The sequence below is a fragment of the Mycobacterium bourgelatii genome, assembly GCF_010723575.1.
GTDB classification, from domain to species: domain Bacteria; phylum Actinomycetota; class Actinomycetes; order Mycobacteriales; family Mycobacteriaceae; genus Mycobacterium; species Mycobacterium bourgelatii.
Map to the genome: position 1 here is coordinate 113,827 of NZ_BLKZ01000002.1, position 15,463 is coordinate 129,289.

At 66.3% G+C, this 15,463-nt stretch carries 15 protein-coding genes; all 15 read right to left on the bottom strand.

The features are described from left to right. Positions 1–19 precede the first annotated feature (19 nt). The 15 genes from clpC1 to G6N68_RS25630 all read right to left on the bottom strand — a co-directional run bounded on the left by clpC1 (position 20) and on the right by G6N68_RS25630 (position 15,438). Positions 20–2,557: an ATP-dependent protease ATP-binding subunit ClpC gene (gene clpC1 / locus G6N68_RS25560; RefSeq protein ID WP_163719024.1), complete on the bottom strand. Its 2,538-nt coding sequence runs from the start codon at positions 2,555–2,557 to the stop codon at positions 20–22. Between the two features lie 297 nt (positions 2,558–2,854). Then, positions 2,855–3,193 (bottom strand): histone-like nucleoid-structuring protein Lsr2, encoded by a 339-nt coding sequence (gene lsr2 / locus G6N68_RS25565; RefSeq protein WP_085079458.1) that lies wholly within the window; start codon positions 3,191–3,193, stop codon positions 2,855–2,857. A gap of 128 nt (positions 3,194–3,321) precedes the next feature. Continuing rightward, the gene (lysS, locus tag G6N68_RS25570; RefSeq protein WP_163719025.1) at positions 3,322–4,854 is read right to left on the bottom strand and encodes a lysine--tRNA ligase; all 1,533 of its coding nucleotides are present in this window, start codon (positions 4,852–4,854) and stop codon (positions 3,322–3,324) included. 66 nt (positions 4,855–4,920) lie between these two features. After that, a complete protein-coding gene (locus tag G6N68_RS25575) occupies positions 4,921–5,739 on the bottom strand; it encodes a type III pantothenate kinase (protein ID WP_163719026.1) in 819 nt (272 codons plus the stop codon). Between the two features lie 2 nt (positions 5,740–5,741). Continuing rightward, positions 5,742–6,161: an aspartate 1-decarboxylase gene (gene panD / locus G6N68_RS25580; protein ID WP_163719027.1), complete on the bottom strand. Its 420-nt coding sequence runs from the start codon at positions 6,159–6,161 to the stop codon at positions 5,742–5,744. Next, positions 6,161–7,084 (bottom strand): pantoate--beta-alanine ligase, encoded by a 924-nt coding sequence (gene panC, locus G6N68_RS25585; protein ID WP_163719028.1) that lies wholly within the window; start codon positions 7,082–7,084, stop codon positions 6,161–6,163. The genes panD and panC overlap by 1 nt, the downstream gene beginning before the upstream one ends. Next, positions 7,081–7,992, bottom strand: a complete 912-nt coding sequence (locus G6N68_RS25590; RefSeq protein ID WP_163719029.1) for a Rossmann-like and DUF2520 domain-containing protein — start codon at positions 7,990–7,992, stop codon at positions 7,081–7,083. Before G6N68_RS25590 ends, panC begins: the two co-directional genes overlap by 4 nt. Positions 7,993–8,093: 101 nt before the next feature. Then, positions 8,094–9,572 carry a DUF6779 domain-containing protein gene (locus G6N68_RS25595; RefSeq protein WP_163719030.1) on the bottom strand — a complete coding sequence of 493 codons (1,479 nt, stop codon included), beginning with the start codon at positions 9,570–9,572 and terminating at the stop codon, positions 8,094–8,096. 121 nt (positions 9,573–9,693) lie between these two features. Further along, a complete protein-coding gene (locus G6N68_RS25600; RefSeq protein ID WP_163719031.1) occupies positions 9,694–10,170 on the bottom strand; it encodes a DUF3180 domain-containing protein in 477 nt (158 codons plus the stop codon). Next, on the bottom strand, positions 10,170–10,721 hold the full coding sequence (folK, locus tag G6N68_RS25605) for a 2-amino-4-hydroxy-6-hydroxymethyldihydropteridine diphosphokinase (protein WP_163719032.1): 552 nt from the start codon (positions 10,719–10,721) through the stop codon (positions 10,170–10,172). The genes G6N68_RS25600 and folK overlap by 1 nt, the downstream gene beginning before the upstream one ends. Next, positions 10,718–11,131, bottom strand: a complete 414-nt coding sequence (gene folB, locus G6N68_RS25610) for a dihydroneopterin aldolase (protein WP_163719033.1) — start codon at positions 11,129–11,131, stop codon at positions 10,718–10,720. The genes folK and folB overlap by 4 nt, the downstream gene beginning before the upstream one ends. After that, complete coding sequence (folP, locus tag G6N68_RS25615) at positions 11,124–11,939, bottom strand: dihydropteroate synthase (protein WP_371871728.1); 816 nt, start codon at positions 11,937–11,939, stop codon at positions 11,124–11,126. The genes folB and folP overlap by 8 nt, the downstream gene beginning before the upstream one ends. Before the next feature lie 30 nt (positions 11,940–11,969). Continuing rightward, the gene (folE, locus tag G6N68_RS25620) at positions 11,970–12,578 is read right to left on the bottom strand and encodes a GTP cyclohydrolase I FolE (protein ID WP_163719034.1); all 609 of its coding nucleotides are present in this window, start codon (positions 12,576–12,578) and stop codon (positions 11,970–11,972) included. A 17-nt stretch (positions 12,579–12,595) separates the two neighbouring features. Beyond that, positions 12,596–14,830 (bottom strand): ATP-dependent zinc metalloprotease FtsH, encoded by a 2,235-nt coding sequence (ftsH, locus tag G6N68_RS25625; protein WP_163719035.1) that lies wholly within the window; start codon positions 14,828–14,830, stop codon positions 12,596–12,598. A gap of 194 nt (positions 14,831–15,024) precedes the next feature. Next, positions 15,025–15,438 carry a VOC family protein gene (locus G6N68_RS25630; RefSeq protein ID WP_163719036.1) on the bottom strand — a complete coding sequence of 138 codons (414 nt, stop codon included), beginning with the start codon at positions 15,436–15,438 and terminating at the stop codon, positions 15,025–15,027. Positions 15,439–15,463: the final 25 nt, after the last annotated feature.

Genomic DNA, 15,463 nt, shown 5'->3' on the forward strand with positions numbered 1-15,463 from the left:
GGGAGTCCCGGTACGCGAGCTACGCGTCCGGGCCACCCGCACTGTGCGCGCCGGTCTTGGCCAGATCCGTGTCGGCAGGAGGCTTGCGAGTACCGACGAAGGTGAACACCGCGTCCTCGCCGCTGCCTTCGCCGTCCCAGTTCTCCACGTCGACCTTCACGATCTGTCCCGGACCGACCTCCTCGAAGAGGATCTTCTCCGACAACTGGTCCTCGATCTCGCGCTGAATGGTGCGCCGCAACGGACGGGCACCCAGCACCGGGTCGAAGCCGCGCTTGGCCAGCAACGCCTTGGCCTTGTCCGTCAGCTCGAGGGCCATGTCCTTGCTCTTCAGCTGGTTGGCCACCCGGCCGATCATCAGGTCGACCATCTGGATGATCTCGTCGCGAGTCAGCTGGTGGAAGACGATGATGTCGTCGATGCGGTTGAGGAACTCCGGGCGGAAGTGCTTCTTCAGCTCGTCGTTGACCTTCTGCTTCATCCGCTCGTAGTTGCTGTCACCGCCACCCTGGCTGAACCCGAGGCCGACCGGCTTGGAGATGTCGGAGGTGCCCAGGTTGGACGTGAAGATCAGCACGGTGTTCTTGAAGTCGACCGTACGACCCTGCCCATCGGTGAGGCGGCCGTCCTCGAGGACCTGCAACAGGCTGTTGTAGATCTCCTGGTGGGCTTTCTCGATTTCGTCGAACAGCACCACGCTGAACGGCTTGCGCCGCACCTTCTCGGTGAGCTGACCGCCCTCCTCGTAGCCGACGTATCCCGGAGGCGCACCGAACAACCGCGACGCGGTGAACCGGTCGTGGAACTCGCCCATGTCGATCTGGATGAGCGCGTCGTCGTCGCCGAACAGGAAGTTGGCCAGCGCCTTGGACAGTTCGGTCTTACCCACGCCGGACGGCCCGGCGAAGATGAACGAACCCGACGGGCGCTTGGGGTCCTTCAACCCGGCGCGCGTGCGGCGAATGGCCTTGGACACGGCCTTGACCGCGTCCTCCTGCCCGATGATGCGCTTGTGGAGCTCCTCCTCCATGCGCAGCAGTCGAGTGGTCTCCGCCTCGGTGAGCTTGAACACCGGGATGCCGGTCCAGTTGCCGAGCACCTCGGCGATCTCGTTGTCGTCGACCTCGGCGACGACGTCGAGGTCACCGGAACGCCACTGCTTCTCGCGTTCGGCGCGCTGAGCCACCAGTTGCTTCTCGCGGTCGCGGAGGCTGGCCGCCTTCTCGAAGTCCTGAGCGTCGATGGCCGATTCCTTCTCGCGGCGGGCCTCGGCGATCTTCTCGTCGAACTCACGCAGGTCTGGCGGCGCCGTCATCCGGCGGATCCGCATCCGGGCGCCGGCCTCGTCGATCAGGTCGATCGCCTTGTCCGGCAGGAACCGGTCGTTGATGTAACGGTCGGCCAATGTGGCGGCCGCGACGATTGCGCTGTCGCTGATCGAAACCCGGTGGTGGGCCTCGTAGCGGTCGCGCAGACCCTTGAGGATCTCGATGGTGTGTTCCACCGTCGGCTCGCCGACCTGCACCGGCTGGAAGCGGCGCTCCAGAGCGGCGTCCTTCTCGATGTACTTGCGGTACTCGTCGAGCGTGGTGGCGCCGATGGTCTGCAGCTCACCGCGGGCCAGCTTGGGCTTCAGGATGCTGGCCGCGTCGATCGCGCCCTCGGCGGCCCCGGCACCGACCAGCGTGTGCAGCTCGTCGATGAACAGGATGATGTCGCCCCGGGTGTTGATCTCCTTGAGCACCTTCTTCAAGCGCTCCTCGAAGTCACCGCGGTAACGGGAGCCGGCAACCAGCGAGCCCAGGTCCAGGGTGTAGAGCTGCTTGTCCTTCAGCGTCTCGGGAACCTCGCCGTGCACGATCGCCTGCGCGAGACCTTCGACCACCGCCGTCTTGCCGACACCGGGCTCCCCGATGAGCACCGGGTTGTTCTTGGTCCGACGGGACAGCACCTGCATGACCCGCTCGATTTCCTTCTCGCGGCCGATGACCGGGTCGAGCTTGCCTTCCATGGCGGCCGCGGTGAGGTTGCGGCCGAACTGGTCGAGCACGAGTGAGGTGGACGGCGAGCCGGACTCACCACCCCGACCGCCGGTGCCCGCTTCGGCGGCTTCCTTGCCCTGGTAGCCGCTCAGCAACTGGATCACCTGCTGACGCACCCGGGTGAGTTCGGCGCCAAGCTTGACCAGCACCTGGGCGGCCACGCCCTCGCCTTCTCGAATCAGGCCCAGCAAAATGTGCTCCGTGCCGATGTAGTTGTGGCCGAGCTGCAGTGCTTCCCGCAGGCTCAGCTCGAGCACCTTCTTGGCACGCGGGGTGAACGGAATGTGCCCGGACGGTGCCTGCTGGCCCTGGCCGATGATCTCCTCGACCTGGCTGCGGACACCTTCCAGCGAGATACCCAACGACTCGAGCGACTTGGCGGCGACGCCTTCGCCCTCGTGGATCAGACCCAGCAGGATGTGCTCGGTACCGATGTAGTTGTGGTTGAGCATCCTGGCCTCTTCTTGAGCCAGAACGACGACCCGGCGGGCCCGGTCGGTAAATCTTTCGAACATCGGCGGTTACCTGCTCTCCCTCAACATCGGTACTCACGTCATTGTCTGCACAGGGGCCGACATCGCGCACCTGCAGTCCACTGTAGTGGTCGGTCAGGCACGGTTCCTAACCTCATTCGCGACCTCATTCGCGACCGCATTCGCGACCTCAGTGGCGCGACCCGCTGCAGCAGTTAAACGTAGAAAGCCGCCAGAGCGTTTCCGCGCTGATCGGCGTCTGTTACGCCGCCAGCGAACAGCGCCCAAAAACAAAGACCGGCGCCCAGACCTGAGCCTGGGCGCCGGTAAACCCAAATGTCAGGTCGCGGCGTGGAATGCGTCGATGACGTCGGCCGGGATGCGGCCACGAGTCGACACATTGTGGCCATTGCGGCGCGCCCATTCCCGGATCGCGGCACTTTGCTCACGGTCGATCGCGCCGCGGCCACGGCCGGAACCCGAACGCCCGCGACGGCGCCCACCGACACGACGTCCGGCTGCCACCCATTGCTTCAGGTCGTTACGGAGTTTCGCCGCATTCTTGCTCGAAAGGTCGATCTCATAGGTCACCCCGTCAAGCCCGAATTCGACCGTTTCATCCGCGGCGCCTGAACCGTCGAAATCGTCGACCAACGTGACGGTTACTTTCTTCGCCATTGGCTTACCCTCGCGTTTCTTCCTGTGCAGTTTGTATGAAGTACGGATAGACTCCCCGCTTACTAATCTGCCATATGGCTACAAAATACACAATCCGGACACGGACCGTACAGTTCAGTAGGAACAGTTCAGTTGGAGTGCGGACGAACAATCGGGAACAAAACTGTCTCCCGAATTGACAAGCCAGTCAAAGACATCAACAACCTATCGATACCCATTCCGGTGCCAGTGCACGGCGGCATCCCATACTCCAGAGCTGCCAAAAAGTCTTCGTCGAGTGCCATCGCTTCGTCATCACCAGCGGCTGCGGCACGGGCCTGGTCGGCGAATCTCTCCCGTTGTATCACCGGATCATTTAATTCTGAGTAACCCGTGGCGAGCTCGACTCCGCGCAGGTAGAGGTCCCACTTCTCGGTGACGCCCGGGATACTGCGGTGCTGGCGAGTCAATGGAGTTGTCTCTACCGGAAAATCCTTCACAAATGTGGGCGAAGTCAACGTGTTGCCCACAGCGTGCTCCCAGAGTTCCTCTACGAGTTTGCCGTGCCCGAACCCGCGGTTGTCCGGAATCTCTACATCGAGTCGCGCCGCGATCTCAAGCAAGCGTTCCACCGTCGTGTCGGGTGTGATCTCTTCGCCCAGCGCTTCCGACAAGGAGGAATACATCTGGATTGTCGCCCATTCCCCGTCGATGTCGTACACACTGCCGTCCGGCATCGGTAGTTGTCTGGTGCCGATCGCCTCATCGGCCACCTCTTGAATAAGCTCCCTGGTGACCCGTGCCGAATCGTCATACGTGCCGTAGGTCTGGTAGGTCTCGAGCATAGAGAATTCCGGAGAATGCGTCGAATCAGCACCCTCGTTTCGGAACACCCGATTTAGTTCGAAGACCTTGTCGAAACCACCCACGATGCAGCGCTTGAGGAACAGTTCCGGCGCAATCCGCAGGTAAAGATCGATGTCCAGGGCATTGGAATGGGTGACGAAGGGTCGTGCAGCGGCACCACCGGCCAGCGTCTGCAACATAGGCGTCTCGACTTCCAGGAAGCCGCGCCGATCAAGCGCATTGCGGATGGCGCGGATAACCGCGATGCGCTGCCGGGCCACCGAGCGAGCCTGCGGACGAACGATCAGGTCCACATAACGCTGCCGGACTCGCGATTCCTCGCTCATTTCTTTATGTGCAACCGGCAGCGGCCGCAATGATTTGGCGGCCATCTGCCAGGAATCGGCGAGCACCGACAACTCGCCGCGGCGGGAACTGATGACGTTGCCGTGCACATAAACGATGTCGCCGAGGTCGACGTCGTGCTTCCAGGCGTCCAGCGCGGCCTGGCCGACCTTGTCGAGGCTGATCATGGCCTGCAGCTGGGTGCCGTCGCCGTCTTGCAGCGTGGCGAAACACAGTTTCCCGGTGTTGCGCGCGAACACCACCCGGCCGGCCACGCCGACGACGTCCTCGGTCTGGAAGTCGACTGGCAGGTCGGGATACGCGGCGCGTATCGCGGCCAGGGTGTGCGTGCGTTCCAGGGCGACGGGGTAGGGATCCTGCCCCTCACTCAGAATGCGAGCGCGCTTGTCCCGACGGATCCGGAACTGCTCGGGGAGGTCACCTGACGGGTCTGTCGGGCCCTCAACACGGGATGAATCGGCTGAGCTCACGACGTGCCAGCTTAATGACTGTCGGCGGGCCTGCGCTCACGGCACCGGGCCTGGCCAGGGCTCTGGCTACGGCGCCGTCCGCAACCGGCCGCGCTGAATCTCCTGATTGCGTTCGAACACCAGTCGCAGACCGTGCAGCGTCAGGTGCTTGTCATGGTGATCGACGGTATGCAGTTCGGGTAGCAGCAGGGGCGCGGTATGCCCGGTCGCCACCACGGCGACATCGTCGCCGGCCGAGAAACCCTTGACGTCCTCACGGATGCGCCCAACCAGGCCGTCAACCAGTCCGGCGAAGCCGAACACCGCGCCGGCCTGCATACATTCGACGGTGTTCTTGCCGACGACCGAGCGGGGCCGGGCCAATTCCACGCGGCGCAGCGCGGCCGAACGGGCGGCGGCGGCATCCGACGACACCTGCACACCGGGCGCGATGGCACCGCCGAGGAATTCACCCTTCGCCGACACGACGTCCACGCAGATCGACGATCCGAAGTCCACCACGATGGCGGCCTTGCCGAACTTGTGAAAAGCCGCCAGACAGTTGACGATCCGGTCGGCGCCAACCTCTTTCGGATTGTCGACCAGCAGCGGGATTCCGGTACGGACCCCCGGCTCGATCAGCACGTGCGGCACCGTCGGCCAGTACTGGTCGAGCATGATCCGCACCTCGTGCAGGACCGACGGCACCGTGGACAAGGCCGCGGCGCCGCTGAGTCGCTCGGAGTCGTCACCGATCAAGCCGTCGATGGTCAGCGCCAGTTCGTCGGCGGTGATCTCGGACTCGGTGCGAATCCGCCACTGCTGCACTACTTTCGCGTGCTCCTTGGCGCCCGACAGTAGTCCTACGACGGTGTGGGTGTTGCGGACGTCGATCGCCAGGAGCACGGCTACCGGGCGCCTAACCGGGGATTCATCAGTTCTGCCGCATTGTCCGGCACGAACGCGGGGTCGCTGCCCAAGTCGATCTGCTTGTTGTCGGCGTCGACGAACACGATCCGGGGCTGGTAGGTGCGGGCCTCCGCGTCCTCCATCGTCCCGTACGCGATCAGGATGATCAGGTCACCCGGGTGTACGAGATGTGCTGCGGCGCCGTTGATTCCGATCACACCGCTGCCGCGCTCGCCGGTGATCGCGTAGGTCACCAGCCGGTTGCCGTTGTCGATGTCGACGATGGTCACCTGTTCGCCTTCGAGCAGGTCGGCGGCGTCCATCAAATCGGCGTCGATGGTCACCGAGCCGACGTAATGCAGGTCCGCCTGCGTGACCGTCGCGCGGTGGATCTTCGACTTGAGCATCGTCCGTAACATCAATTCCTCCAATGGGGTTGGGCGAGTTCGTCCGGCCCACTGCTGGTGCCGGCGAGATTGCCGATTTGAATTGCCACGTTGTCCAGAAGTCTGGTGGTACCGAGCCGAGCGGCGACCAGCAGCCGACCGCATCCGTTGGTCGGCTCCGGCTGCAACTCCGTGCCGCGCAGCTGCAGGTAATCGACCACCAACCCGGGTGTTTCGTCGAGTACCGCGCGCGCCGCGTCCAATGCCGCCTGGGCGCCCTCGAAAGCGGCGTGCGCACCCGCCGTCAGCGCCGCCGAAAGCGCAACCGCCACCTCGCGCTGCGCCGAATCCAGATACCGGTTGCGTGAAGACATGGCCAGTCCGTCGGCCTCCCGCACCGTGGGTACCCCGACCACCTGAACGTCGACGTTCAGGTCGGCGACCATCTGCCGCACCAGGACGAGCTGCTGATAGTCCTTCTCGCCGAAGAAGATCCGATCGGGTTGCACGATCTGCAGCAGCTTCAGCACCACGGTCAGCATCCCAGCGAAATGCGTTGGGCGCGAGGCGCCTTCGAGTTCACCGGCGAGAGGCCCGGGCTGCACCGTGGTCCGCATTCCGTCGGGGTACATCGCCCCGGCGGACGGCGTGAAGACGATCTCAACACCCTCGGCGCGCAGCAGTTCCAAGTCGGTGTCGAGGGTGCGGGGATAGGCGTCCAGATCCTCTCCAGCACCGAACTGCAGCGGGTTGACGAAGATCGACACCACGACCACCGCACCCTGCACCCGCTTGGCGACACGCACCAGGGTGAGGTGACCCTCGTGCAGGGCTCCCATGGTGGGCACCAGCATGACTCGCCGACCGGTGTGCCGCAGCGCGCGGCTGACCTGCCGCACCTCAGTCGGCACCGCGTACACGTTGAGTTCGCCGGGATTGAACTTGCGGTCCTTCATCGCGCCAGCACCTCGACGACGTCGTCCGGGGCGTGGGCGCGCTGGGCGGTCCGCAGCGCGTTCACCCGATACGCCTGGGCGAGTTCCGAATCCACGTCGGCGAGCGCGGCCAGATGACCGGCGACCGCGGCCGCATCGCCACGCGCCACCGGCCCGGTAAGCGCGGCTTGACCGCGTTGCAGGGTGTTCTGCAGCGCGGCCCGGGCGAGCGGTCCGACGATCCGCTCGGCAATTCCGCCGGGCTGGTCGTCGACCAATTGCTGACCGAGCAGTTCGTCGCCTCGCAGCGCGGTCCGCAACGCGTCGACGGCATCGGCCAGCACCGTCACGAGGTGGTTGCTGGCGTGGGCGAGTGCGGCGTGATACAGGACGCGGGCGTCCTCGCGTACCCAGAACGGCTCGCCGCCCATTTCGAGCACCAGCGACTGCGCGATGGCTCGGCCGACCTCGTCGGCGGCGGTGATCCCGAAGCAGGTGTCCGGCAAGCGGGCGATGTCCTCGTCCGACCCGGTGAAGGTCATCGCGGGGTGGATGGCCAGCGGAATACAGCCCTGGTCGGTCAACGGCGCGAGAATTCCGATTCCGTTCGCGCCGGACGTGTGCGCGACGATCGTCCCGGGACGCACCGCCGAGGTGGCCGCCAAGCCCGAAACCAGGCCGGCGAGTTCGCTGTCGGTCACGGCCAGCAGCAGCAGCTCGGCGCCCGCGGCGACATCCTGGGGCGGCAGCACGGGGGTATCCGGCAACCGGCGTTGCGCCCGTTGCAGCGACGCATGGGAGATGGCGCTGCACGCAACCACAACGTGGTCTGCGCGCTCCAGCGCGACACCCAAGGCGGTGCCCACCCGGCCGGCGGAAATGATTCCCACCTTGAGCCTGGCCGGGCGCAAACCGTCGAACTGCCCCATCGCAGACGACCTCACAGGTTTCTTTCGTGCGTTCCAGTCCCATGCTTCGGGTACCGGACGGTCGACTCAGACTTTAGTCGATAGATCCGGCGGCACCCACCTCAGCCGCTGCGTCGCCGCCGCCGACCGCCGGCGCTCGGGTCTATCTGGAACCGTGCCAACAGGTCGGCAACGGATTGCCCGCCGGTCTGCGGGTCCAAGTTGTGGGAGCCGGCCGACTCCTCTTCCACACTGCGATGCCGTCTGCCGGACTCCGCCGGAGCCGCGGCGGCGGGCGGGGGTGGTGGCTCCGCCGCAGGTGGGGCGGGTGGCGCCGGGGGTTCGTCTTGGCTCGAACTGCGATTGGCCCCTAGGCCCGCCACCCCGAAGTCGCGGTATTCGGCCGAGTGGCGCGACCTCGAACGGCGACCGCCGTACTGCGGCGCGGCGTCTTGCTGAACGTCTGGGTGCCCGATTGTGATATCGCCCTCATCTTCGTCGTCATCCCGTGCGCGGCGGCGGCGCCGACCGGTCGGCGGAGCGGGGGGTGGTTCCGGCGACGGTGCGGGCGGTGGTGCGGCAGCCTCGGGCTCCTTCGGCTCAAGCGGTTCGGGCTCAAGGGAAGGCGGCGGCAGAGGCGGAGTGACCGGCTCGGGGTACGCCCAATTGCTGCCGGGTGCGCCGGGCGGCAACCACCGCCCTTCCGCGGTGACCGGTTGCCACTCGGACGGCTGCGGCTGCGGCGGCTGGGAGGGCTGTGGCGGCTGCGGCTGTGGCTGTGGCTGTGCCTGTGGGAAAGGCTGCGGCCGCTGCCACTCCGACGGCTGTGGCGGCTGTTGCTGGGGTGGCGCCGGCTGCTGCATGGGTGGCGGTGTGGCCGGCTGCCGGTGGCGCGGCGCGGACATCGGCTCGGGTTGCGGGGCCGGCTCGGGTCGCTCCACGGTCGGTATGGGCTGTCGAGGTGGCGGCGGGGGCGGCGCGGTCGGGGGCGGTACCCGCACCTCCGGCACATCGATGATCGCGGTCTCGTCGGCGCGGTTGAGTGCGGCGCCGCCGTTGTCCAACGGGCGCACGGCGCGGATCCGATCGCTGGACACCCAGTCGGCGGCCAGTGCCTCACCGCGTTGGGCGCCGTTCTGGGTCGCGTTTTCCAAAGCCGGGTGTTGCTGCAGATCGGCGTCGAACAAGATCTCCAGGCTGGTGCGCAGCGCGGCCAGCTCCGCTCGCAGCGCCGCCACCTCGTCCGCGGCTGCTCCGCGCAGTTCGGAAGCCAGCTCGCGGCGCAGCTGGGACTCGACGGTCAGCTCGTACTCGCGGCGGGCGGAGATTTCCCGTTCCAGTTGCAGGTCGTAGACCAGCTTCATGTCACGCGCCCGCGCTTGGTCGGCGTCCGCCTGGCGGCGGTACATCACAGACACGAAGGCGCCGGCGACGGCGGCCCACAGGGCCAGGATGACAGCGAGCTTGAGAAGTTCCACCCGATTGGTGAAAACCAGCGCGGAACTGGCCCCGATCGCCAGAACCAGCAATGTCGTCAAAAGCACCCAACCCGGCCTGCGGCCGCCGCGCCGGACCCGGGCGCCGCGGGACAGAACGGTCATGGCCCCTGACTGTACCGGGCGAGGTCACCGAGCGTGTCGCGCCAGTCCGGCGATTCCGACGACGAGTTCATTAGGGGCCATCAGAGGGCCTGCGCGGGTGCCGGAGCGGTGCCGCTGGAAGCTAAGTTTCCACACCCTCGCCGTTCTCGCCGGGATCTTGCGGTGACTTACAGCAATGCTGCAGCCACAGCGCGGCGACCACCAAGGCCAGCGCGCTCAGCGCCGCCACCACCGCGCCTCCGGTGTCTTCGGCGACGGCCCGCTGCCAGGAATGCCGCGGCAGGAAATACACCAGCACCCCGATCCACCATCCCAGCACCACCGCGCCCACCCAGGCCGACGCCTTGGCGACCATCACGCTGCGCGCAACGGCCAACGGGTGCAACCAACCGGGCGCGTCGCCGATCTCCCCATCGTTGATCTTGGCGCGCACGAATCGCCCCCACAGCGCCTCGGCGACGGCAACCACCAGCAGGGACACCCCGCTCCACACTGTGATCGGCGGAAACCACCGATAGAGCGCCCCGATCAGGAGATAACCCACGACGGCGGCGCCGACGACCGCGACCGCCAGCTCACGTTTACGCGTCGGACCCATCAGGGCGCCGGCCCGGGTTTGAGGGTCAGGCCGGTCGGCCGCACGCCGTCGCGCTCGACCGGATCCAGTTCGGCCAACAGTTTTTCGATGGGCTGTTGGATGGGCCCGGCTTGACCCGGGACGGTGAGCCGCGCCTCGGGCTCGACGTCCAGCCACGGGATCAGCACAAACGCCCGCTGATGGGCGCGCGGGTGCGGCAGGGTCAAGGCTTCGTCGTCCACGGTGACCTCGGCTCCTCCGCCGGAGCCACCCTGGTGGCAGGCAATCAGGTCGACATCGAGGGTGCGTGGCCCCCAGCGCTGTTCGCGTACCCGATCGGCCGCCCGTTCCAGCTCTTGCGCCCGCTGCAACCAGCCGCGTTCGTCGCAGCCGGGGTTGTCGGCGATCAGCACCGCGTTGAGGAACGGCCCCTGCTGCACGCCGCCCCACGGCTCCGTCTCATAGACCGGCGAGACGGCAATCACCGCCTCGCCGAGTGCGTCGACGACCGACTGCAACCGGGCGAGTCGGTCACCCAGGTTCGATCCGATCGACAGCACCACCCGGGTCATACCTGTCGACCTTCTGGACCGCCGGCGGGTACCACCGAACCGCGACCGCCGCGCCGCGACCGCCGCACCACCACCGCCACGTCGGCGAACTGCTGCGGGATCGGTGCCTGGGGCTTGTGCACCACTACCTCGACGGCGTGTACGCGCTGATCCGTCATCACCCGGTCGGCAATCTCACCGCCGACCGTTTCGATCAGCTTGCGGGGCGGGCCGGCGACGATGTCGCTGGCCAGTTGAGCGAGGGCGCCGTAGTCGTAGGTGTCGGACAGTTCGTCGCTGGCCGCGGCTTCGGCGAGGTCCATCCACAGGGTGATGTCGATGACGAATTCCTGCCCCTCGACCCGCTCGTGCTCGAAAACTCCGTGCCGTCCCCGAACACTCAAGCCACGCAATTCGATCCGGTCAGCCATCGCGCCCTTTCTGCCATGCGCCGACGACCTTCAGGGCGTCGACCGAAGCCCGCACGTCGTGCACCCGCACCCCCCAGGCACCGTGCAGGGCAGCGAGCGCGGTGATGACCGCCGTGGCGGTCTCCCGTCCGTTGGGTGGTCTGACCGCACCGTCGGCGTCGGCGAGCAACGCGCCGAGGAATCGCTTGCGGGAAGCGCCCAGCAGGACCGGGACGCCCGTGCCGACCAACTCCGGCAGCGCGTGCAGCAGCGCCCAATTGTGTTGGCCCGTCTTGGCGAAACCGAGTCCGGGATCGATCACGAGCTTTGCCGGGTCGACGCCGGCCGCCTCAGCGTCGGCCACGCTGGCGAGCAGGTCGGCGCGCACGTCGGCCACGACGTCGCGGTACTCCGGAACCTGATGCGGCCGTTGTGCGGAGATCGGGCGCCAGTGCATCAAAATCCACGGGACGCCCGCCTCGGCAACCAGCGGCGCCATGGCCGGATCGGCCCGGCCACCGGACACGTCGTTGACGATCTGCGCACCGTTCTCCAGCGCGGCCCGCGCCACGTCCGCGTGCATGGTGTCGATGCTGACGGTAATCCCCTGCGCCGCAAGCTCTTTCACTACGGGGACGACGCGCGACGCCTCGAGTTTGGGCTGCACCCGGGTGGCGCCGGGTCGCGTGGACTCGCCCCCGACGTCGACGATGTCCGCTCCTTCGGCGGCCATAGCCAGACCATGGGCTACGGCGCCGTCCATATCGAGAAAAAGTCCTCCGTCGGAGAACGAATCCTCAGTGACGTTGAGAACCCCCATAACCTTCATGGGCCATGGTTGCAGCGGGTTCACCGGGTCTCACTTACGCAGGATGAGATCAAGCGCTTCGGCTCGGGACGCGGCATCCCTCTTGAATTGACCGCGTACCGCCGACGTAGTCGTAGTGGCACCGGGCTTGCGCACCCCGCGCATCGCCATGCACAGGTGCTCCGCCTCGACCACCACGATCACGCCGCGGGGGTTGAGTCGCGCCATCAGGGCGTCGGCGATCTGACTGGTAAGCCGCTCCTGCACCTGCGGCCTCTTGGCATAGAGGTCGACCAGTCGGGCGATCTTCGACAGTCCGGTCACCCTGCCGTCGTCGCCGGGGATGTACCCGACATGAGCTACGCCATGGAACGACACCAGGTGGTGTTCACACGTGGAGTACATCGGTATTTCCTTGACGATCACCAGTTCGTCGTGTTGCTCGTCGAACATGGTGGTCAGCACCGAGGAAGGGTCGGTGTACAGGCCGGCGAACATCTCCCGGTACGCGCGCGCGACGCGCGCCGGGGTTTCGCGCAGACCTTCCCGGTCCGGGTCCTCCCCGATGGCGGCCAACAGGTCGCGGACGGCGGCCTCGGCGCGTACTTGGTCGAACACTGGTGCCCCCTCGCTGGTGTACCGAGAGTCCAGCTGCGTCATCGCATTCCTCCGTTTGGTCAGCCGTGGGCCGGCGGATTGGAACGACTTACGTCCTTCTCCGACTGCTCGGATGACTCGTCGGAATCCGGCTTGGATTGATCGGACGGCGGATAGGTCTGGTAAGGGGTTTGCCGACCCGGCGCCGGGGGCCATCCGGGCGCGTGCCAACCGGCGGGGGCACCGTAGTCGGGCTGAGTGGGCTTAGGACCGGCGGCCGGGGACCCGTTGGCCCCGTTGCCGCCCGCCTCGGCCTCGGCGGCCTTGGCGGCCTCTGCCGCCCGCGCGATGGCCACCTTGAACGGCGGCTCGGGGACCGACTCGGGCGGCCATGGTTCGCCCCGCTCCATGGCGAGCTCACCGGGGGTCTTGATCGGCGGCTTGTCCGACGGAATGCGCCCGCCGAAGTCGTCGAACATCGTCAGCCGGGGTCGCTTCTCGACGCCCGCAAAGATGCCCTCCAACTCGGGCCGATGCAGGGTCTCCTTCTCCAGCAGCTCACCGGCCAGCGTGTCCAGGACGTCGCGGTACTCGGTGAGGATCTCCCATGCCTCGGTGTGCGCCGCCTCGATGAGCTTGCGGACCTCCTCGTCGATGGCACCGGCGACTTCATGCGAGTAGTCCGGCTGGTTACCCATGGTGCGGCCCAGGAACGGATCGCCGTGTTCGGTGCCGTACTTGACTGCGCCCAACCGCGCGCTCATGCCGTATTCGGTGACCATCGCCCGCGCGACCTTGGTGGCCTGCTCGATGTCGGATACCGCGCCGGTGGTCGGCTCACGGAACACCAGTTCCTCGGCGGCTCGTCCGCCCATCGCGAACACCAGTTGGGCGATCATCTCCGAGCGAGTCCGCAGGCCCTTGTCTTCCTCGGGAACGGCCACCGCGTGTCCACCGGTACGTCCCCGGGCCAGGATCGTGACCTTGTACACGGGGTCGATGTCCGGCATCGCCCAAGCCGCCAGGGTGTGACCGCCCTCGTGGTAGGCGGTGATCTTCTTTTCGTGCTCGCTGATGATCCGGCCCTTGCGACGCGGGCCACCGATCACGCGGTCGACGGCCTCTTCCAGGGCCGCGCTGGTGATGACGGTGCCGTTCTCACGGGCGGTCAGCAGGGCCGCCTCGTTGATGACGTTGGCCAGGTCGGCGCCGGTCATGCCGACGGTGCGCTTGGCCAGGCCGTCCAGGTCTGCGTCCTCGGCGATCGGCTTGCCCTTGGAGTGCACCCGCAAGACCGCCCGACGCCCCGCCAGGTCGGGGTTAGAGACCGGGATCTGGCGGTCGAAGCGGCCCGGCCGCAACAGCGCCGGGTCCAGGATGTCCGGCCGGTTGGTGGCCGCGATCAGGATCACGCCGGCGCGATCGCCGAAGCCGTCCATCTCGACCAGCAGCTGATTCAGCGTCTGCTCGCGTTCGTCGTGGCCACCGCCGAGACCGGCACCGCGCTGTCGACCAACCGCGTCGATCTCGTCGACGAAGATGATGCACGGACTGTTCTGTTTCGCCTGTTCGAAAAGGTCCCGGACGCGGGATGCACCGACGCCGACGAACATCTCGACGAAATCGGAGCCGGAGATGGTGAAGAACGGCACGCCGGCCTCACCCGCCACGGCGCGGGCCAGCAGCGTCTTGCCGGTGCCCGGCGGACCGTACAACAGCACACCCTTGGGGATCTTGGCGCCCAGCGCCTGATACCTGCTGGGGTTCTGCAGGAAGTCCTTGATCTCGTAGAGCTCCTCGACCGCTTCATCGACGCCGGCGACGTCGGCGAACGTGGTCTTCGGCATGTCCTTGGACATCTGTTTGGCGCGCGATTTGCCGAAGCCGAAGCCCATGCGGGCACCGCCCTGCATGCGGGAGAACATCACGAACAGACCGACCAGCAACAACAGCGGCAGCACATAGACCAGTAGCTCACCCAGGATGCTGCCCTCGTTGACAACGGTGTTGACCTTGGCGTTCTTGGCGTTCAACGCGTTGAACAGGTCGACGCCGTAGCCGGCGGGGAACTTGGTGATGATCTTGTCGGAGTTCTCCGTTTCGTCGTTGCCCTTCTTGAGGGTCAACCGCAGCTGTTGTTCCCGGTCGTCTATCTGCGCGCTTTTCACGTTGTCGCTGTTGATCTGCGCCATCGCCACCGAGGTGTCGACCGGCTTATAGCCTCGGGTGTCGTCGCTGAAGTAGAAGAACGACCAGCCGAGCAGCACCACGACAGCCACGATCGTTACGGTGCGGAGAACGTTTTTCCGATTCATCAATCATCGGCCGTGCCGGCCAGGTCCTTCCGTATATACGTGCATGCAGCTCGAAATGTCCAGGTTACCGCCCATCCCGGTTGCGACGGGTCCCGACCAGACAACGACCGGCAGTTCCCAATGCGCGACCATGTCGACCGTCAGGCAAGTGTGACAGTCCAGACGGGCGGCACACCCACCGTGGTGATTACCCGCTATTGGTAATAACGAGCCTCGATCACGTTGCCGTCCGGATCCGGGAAGTAATAGCCCTGCGGGGCCCAGCCCTGGGCCCCGAAGGAGTGGTTCAGTCGGGCGCTGGTGTCGATGTGCTCTGCCTGCAACCGCCGATCCAGTTCGTCGTACTCAGCCTTCGACATCGCGATGCAGACGTGATTGACCGGGTGACCGGCGCTGCCCGCGACCTTGGTCATCGACTCGGTTGGGGCGGCGCCCTGTCGAGGCATCAGGTCGATGATGGAATCGTCGCTGACCCGCACGCTCGGAAACGGCGCCTCTCCGGCCTCGAATTCTTCAAACCGCACGGGTGCTAGGCCCACGACCCGGGTGTAGAAGTCCATCGAAGCTCGCGGGTCGCTCGTCCAGAGCACCACGTGGTCCAGCCGCATGCTTGTAGATGATGCGCTTGGGGGT

Excerpts from the sequence above, each read along its gene's own strand:
- clpC1 (WP_163719024.1), bottom strand. The coding sequence starts at position 2,557 with ATGTTCGAAAGATTTACCGACCGGGCCCGCCGGGTCGTCGTTCTGGCT.
- lsr2 (WP_085079458.1), bottom strand. The coding sequence starts at position 3,193 with ATGGCGAAGAAAGTAACCGTCACGTTGGTCGACGATTTCGACGGTTCA.
- panD (WP_163719027.1), bottom strand. The coding sequence starts at position 6,161 with ATGTTACGGACGATGCTCAAGTCGAAGATCCACCGCGCGACGGTCACG.
- panC (WP_163719028.1), bottom strand. The coding sequence starts at position 7,084 with ATGAAGGACCGCAAGTTCAATCCCGGCGAACTCAACGTGTACGCGGTG.
- G6N68_RS25590 (WP_163719029.1), bottom strand. The coding sequence starts at position 7,992 with ATGGGGCAGTTCGACGGTTTGCGCCCGGCCAGGCTCAAGGTGGGAATC.
- G6N68_RS25595 (WP_163719030.1), bottom strand. The coding sequence starts at position 9,572 with ATGACCGTTCTGTCCCGCGGCGCCCGGGTCCGGCGCGGCGGCCGCAGG.
- G6N68_RS25600 (WP_163719031.1), bottom strand. The coding sequence starts at position 10,170 with ATGGGTCCGACGCGTAAACGTGAGCTGGCGGTCGCGGTCGTCGGCGCC.
- folK (WP_163719032.1), bottom strand. The coding sequence starts at position 10,721 with ATGACCCGGGTGGTGCTGTCGATCGGATCGAACCTGGGTGACCGACTC.
- folB (WP_163719033.1), bottom strand. The coding sequence starts at position 11,131 with ATGGCTGACCGGATCGAATTGCGTGGCTTGAGTGTTCGGGGACGGCAC.
- folP (WP_371871728.1), bottom strand. The coding sequence starts at position 11,939 with ATGAAGGTTATGGGGGTTCTCAACGTCACTGAGGATTCGTTCTCCGAC.
- folE (WP_163719034.1), bottom strand. The coding sequence starts at position 12,578 with ATGACGCAGCTGGACTCTCGGTACACCAGCGAGGGGGCACCAGTGTTC.
- ftsH (WP_163719035.1), bottom strand. The coding sequence starts at position 14,830 with ATGAATCGGAAAAACGTTCTCCGCACCGTAACGATCGTGGCTGTCGTG.
- G6N68_RS25630 (WP_163719036.1), bottom strand. The coding sequence starts at position 15,438 with ATGCGGCTGGACCACGTGGTGCTCTGGACGAGCGACCCGCGAGCTTCG.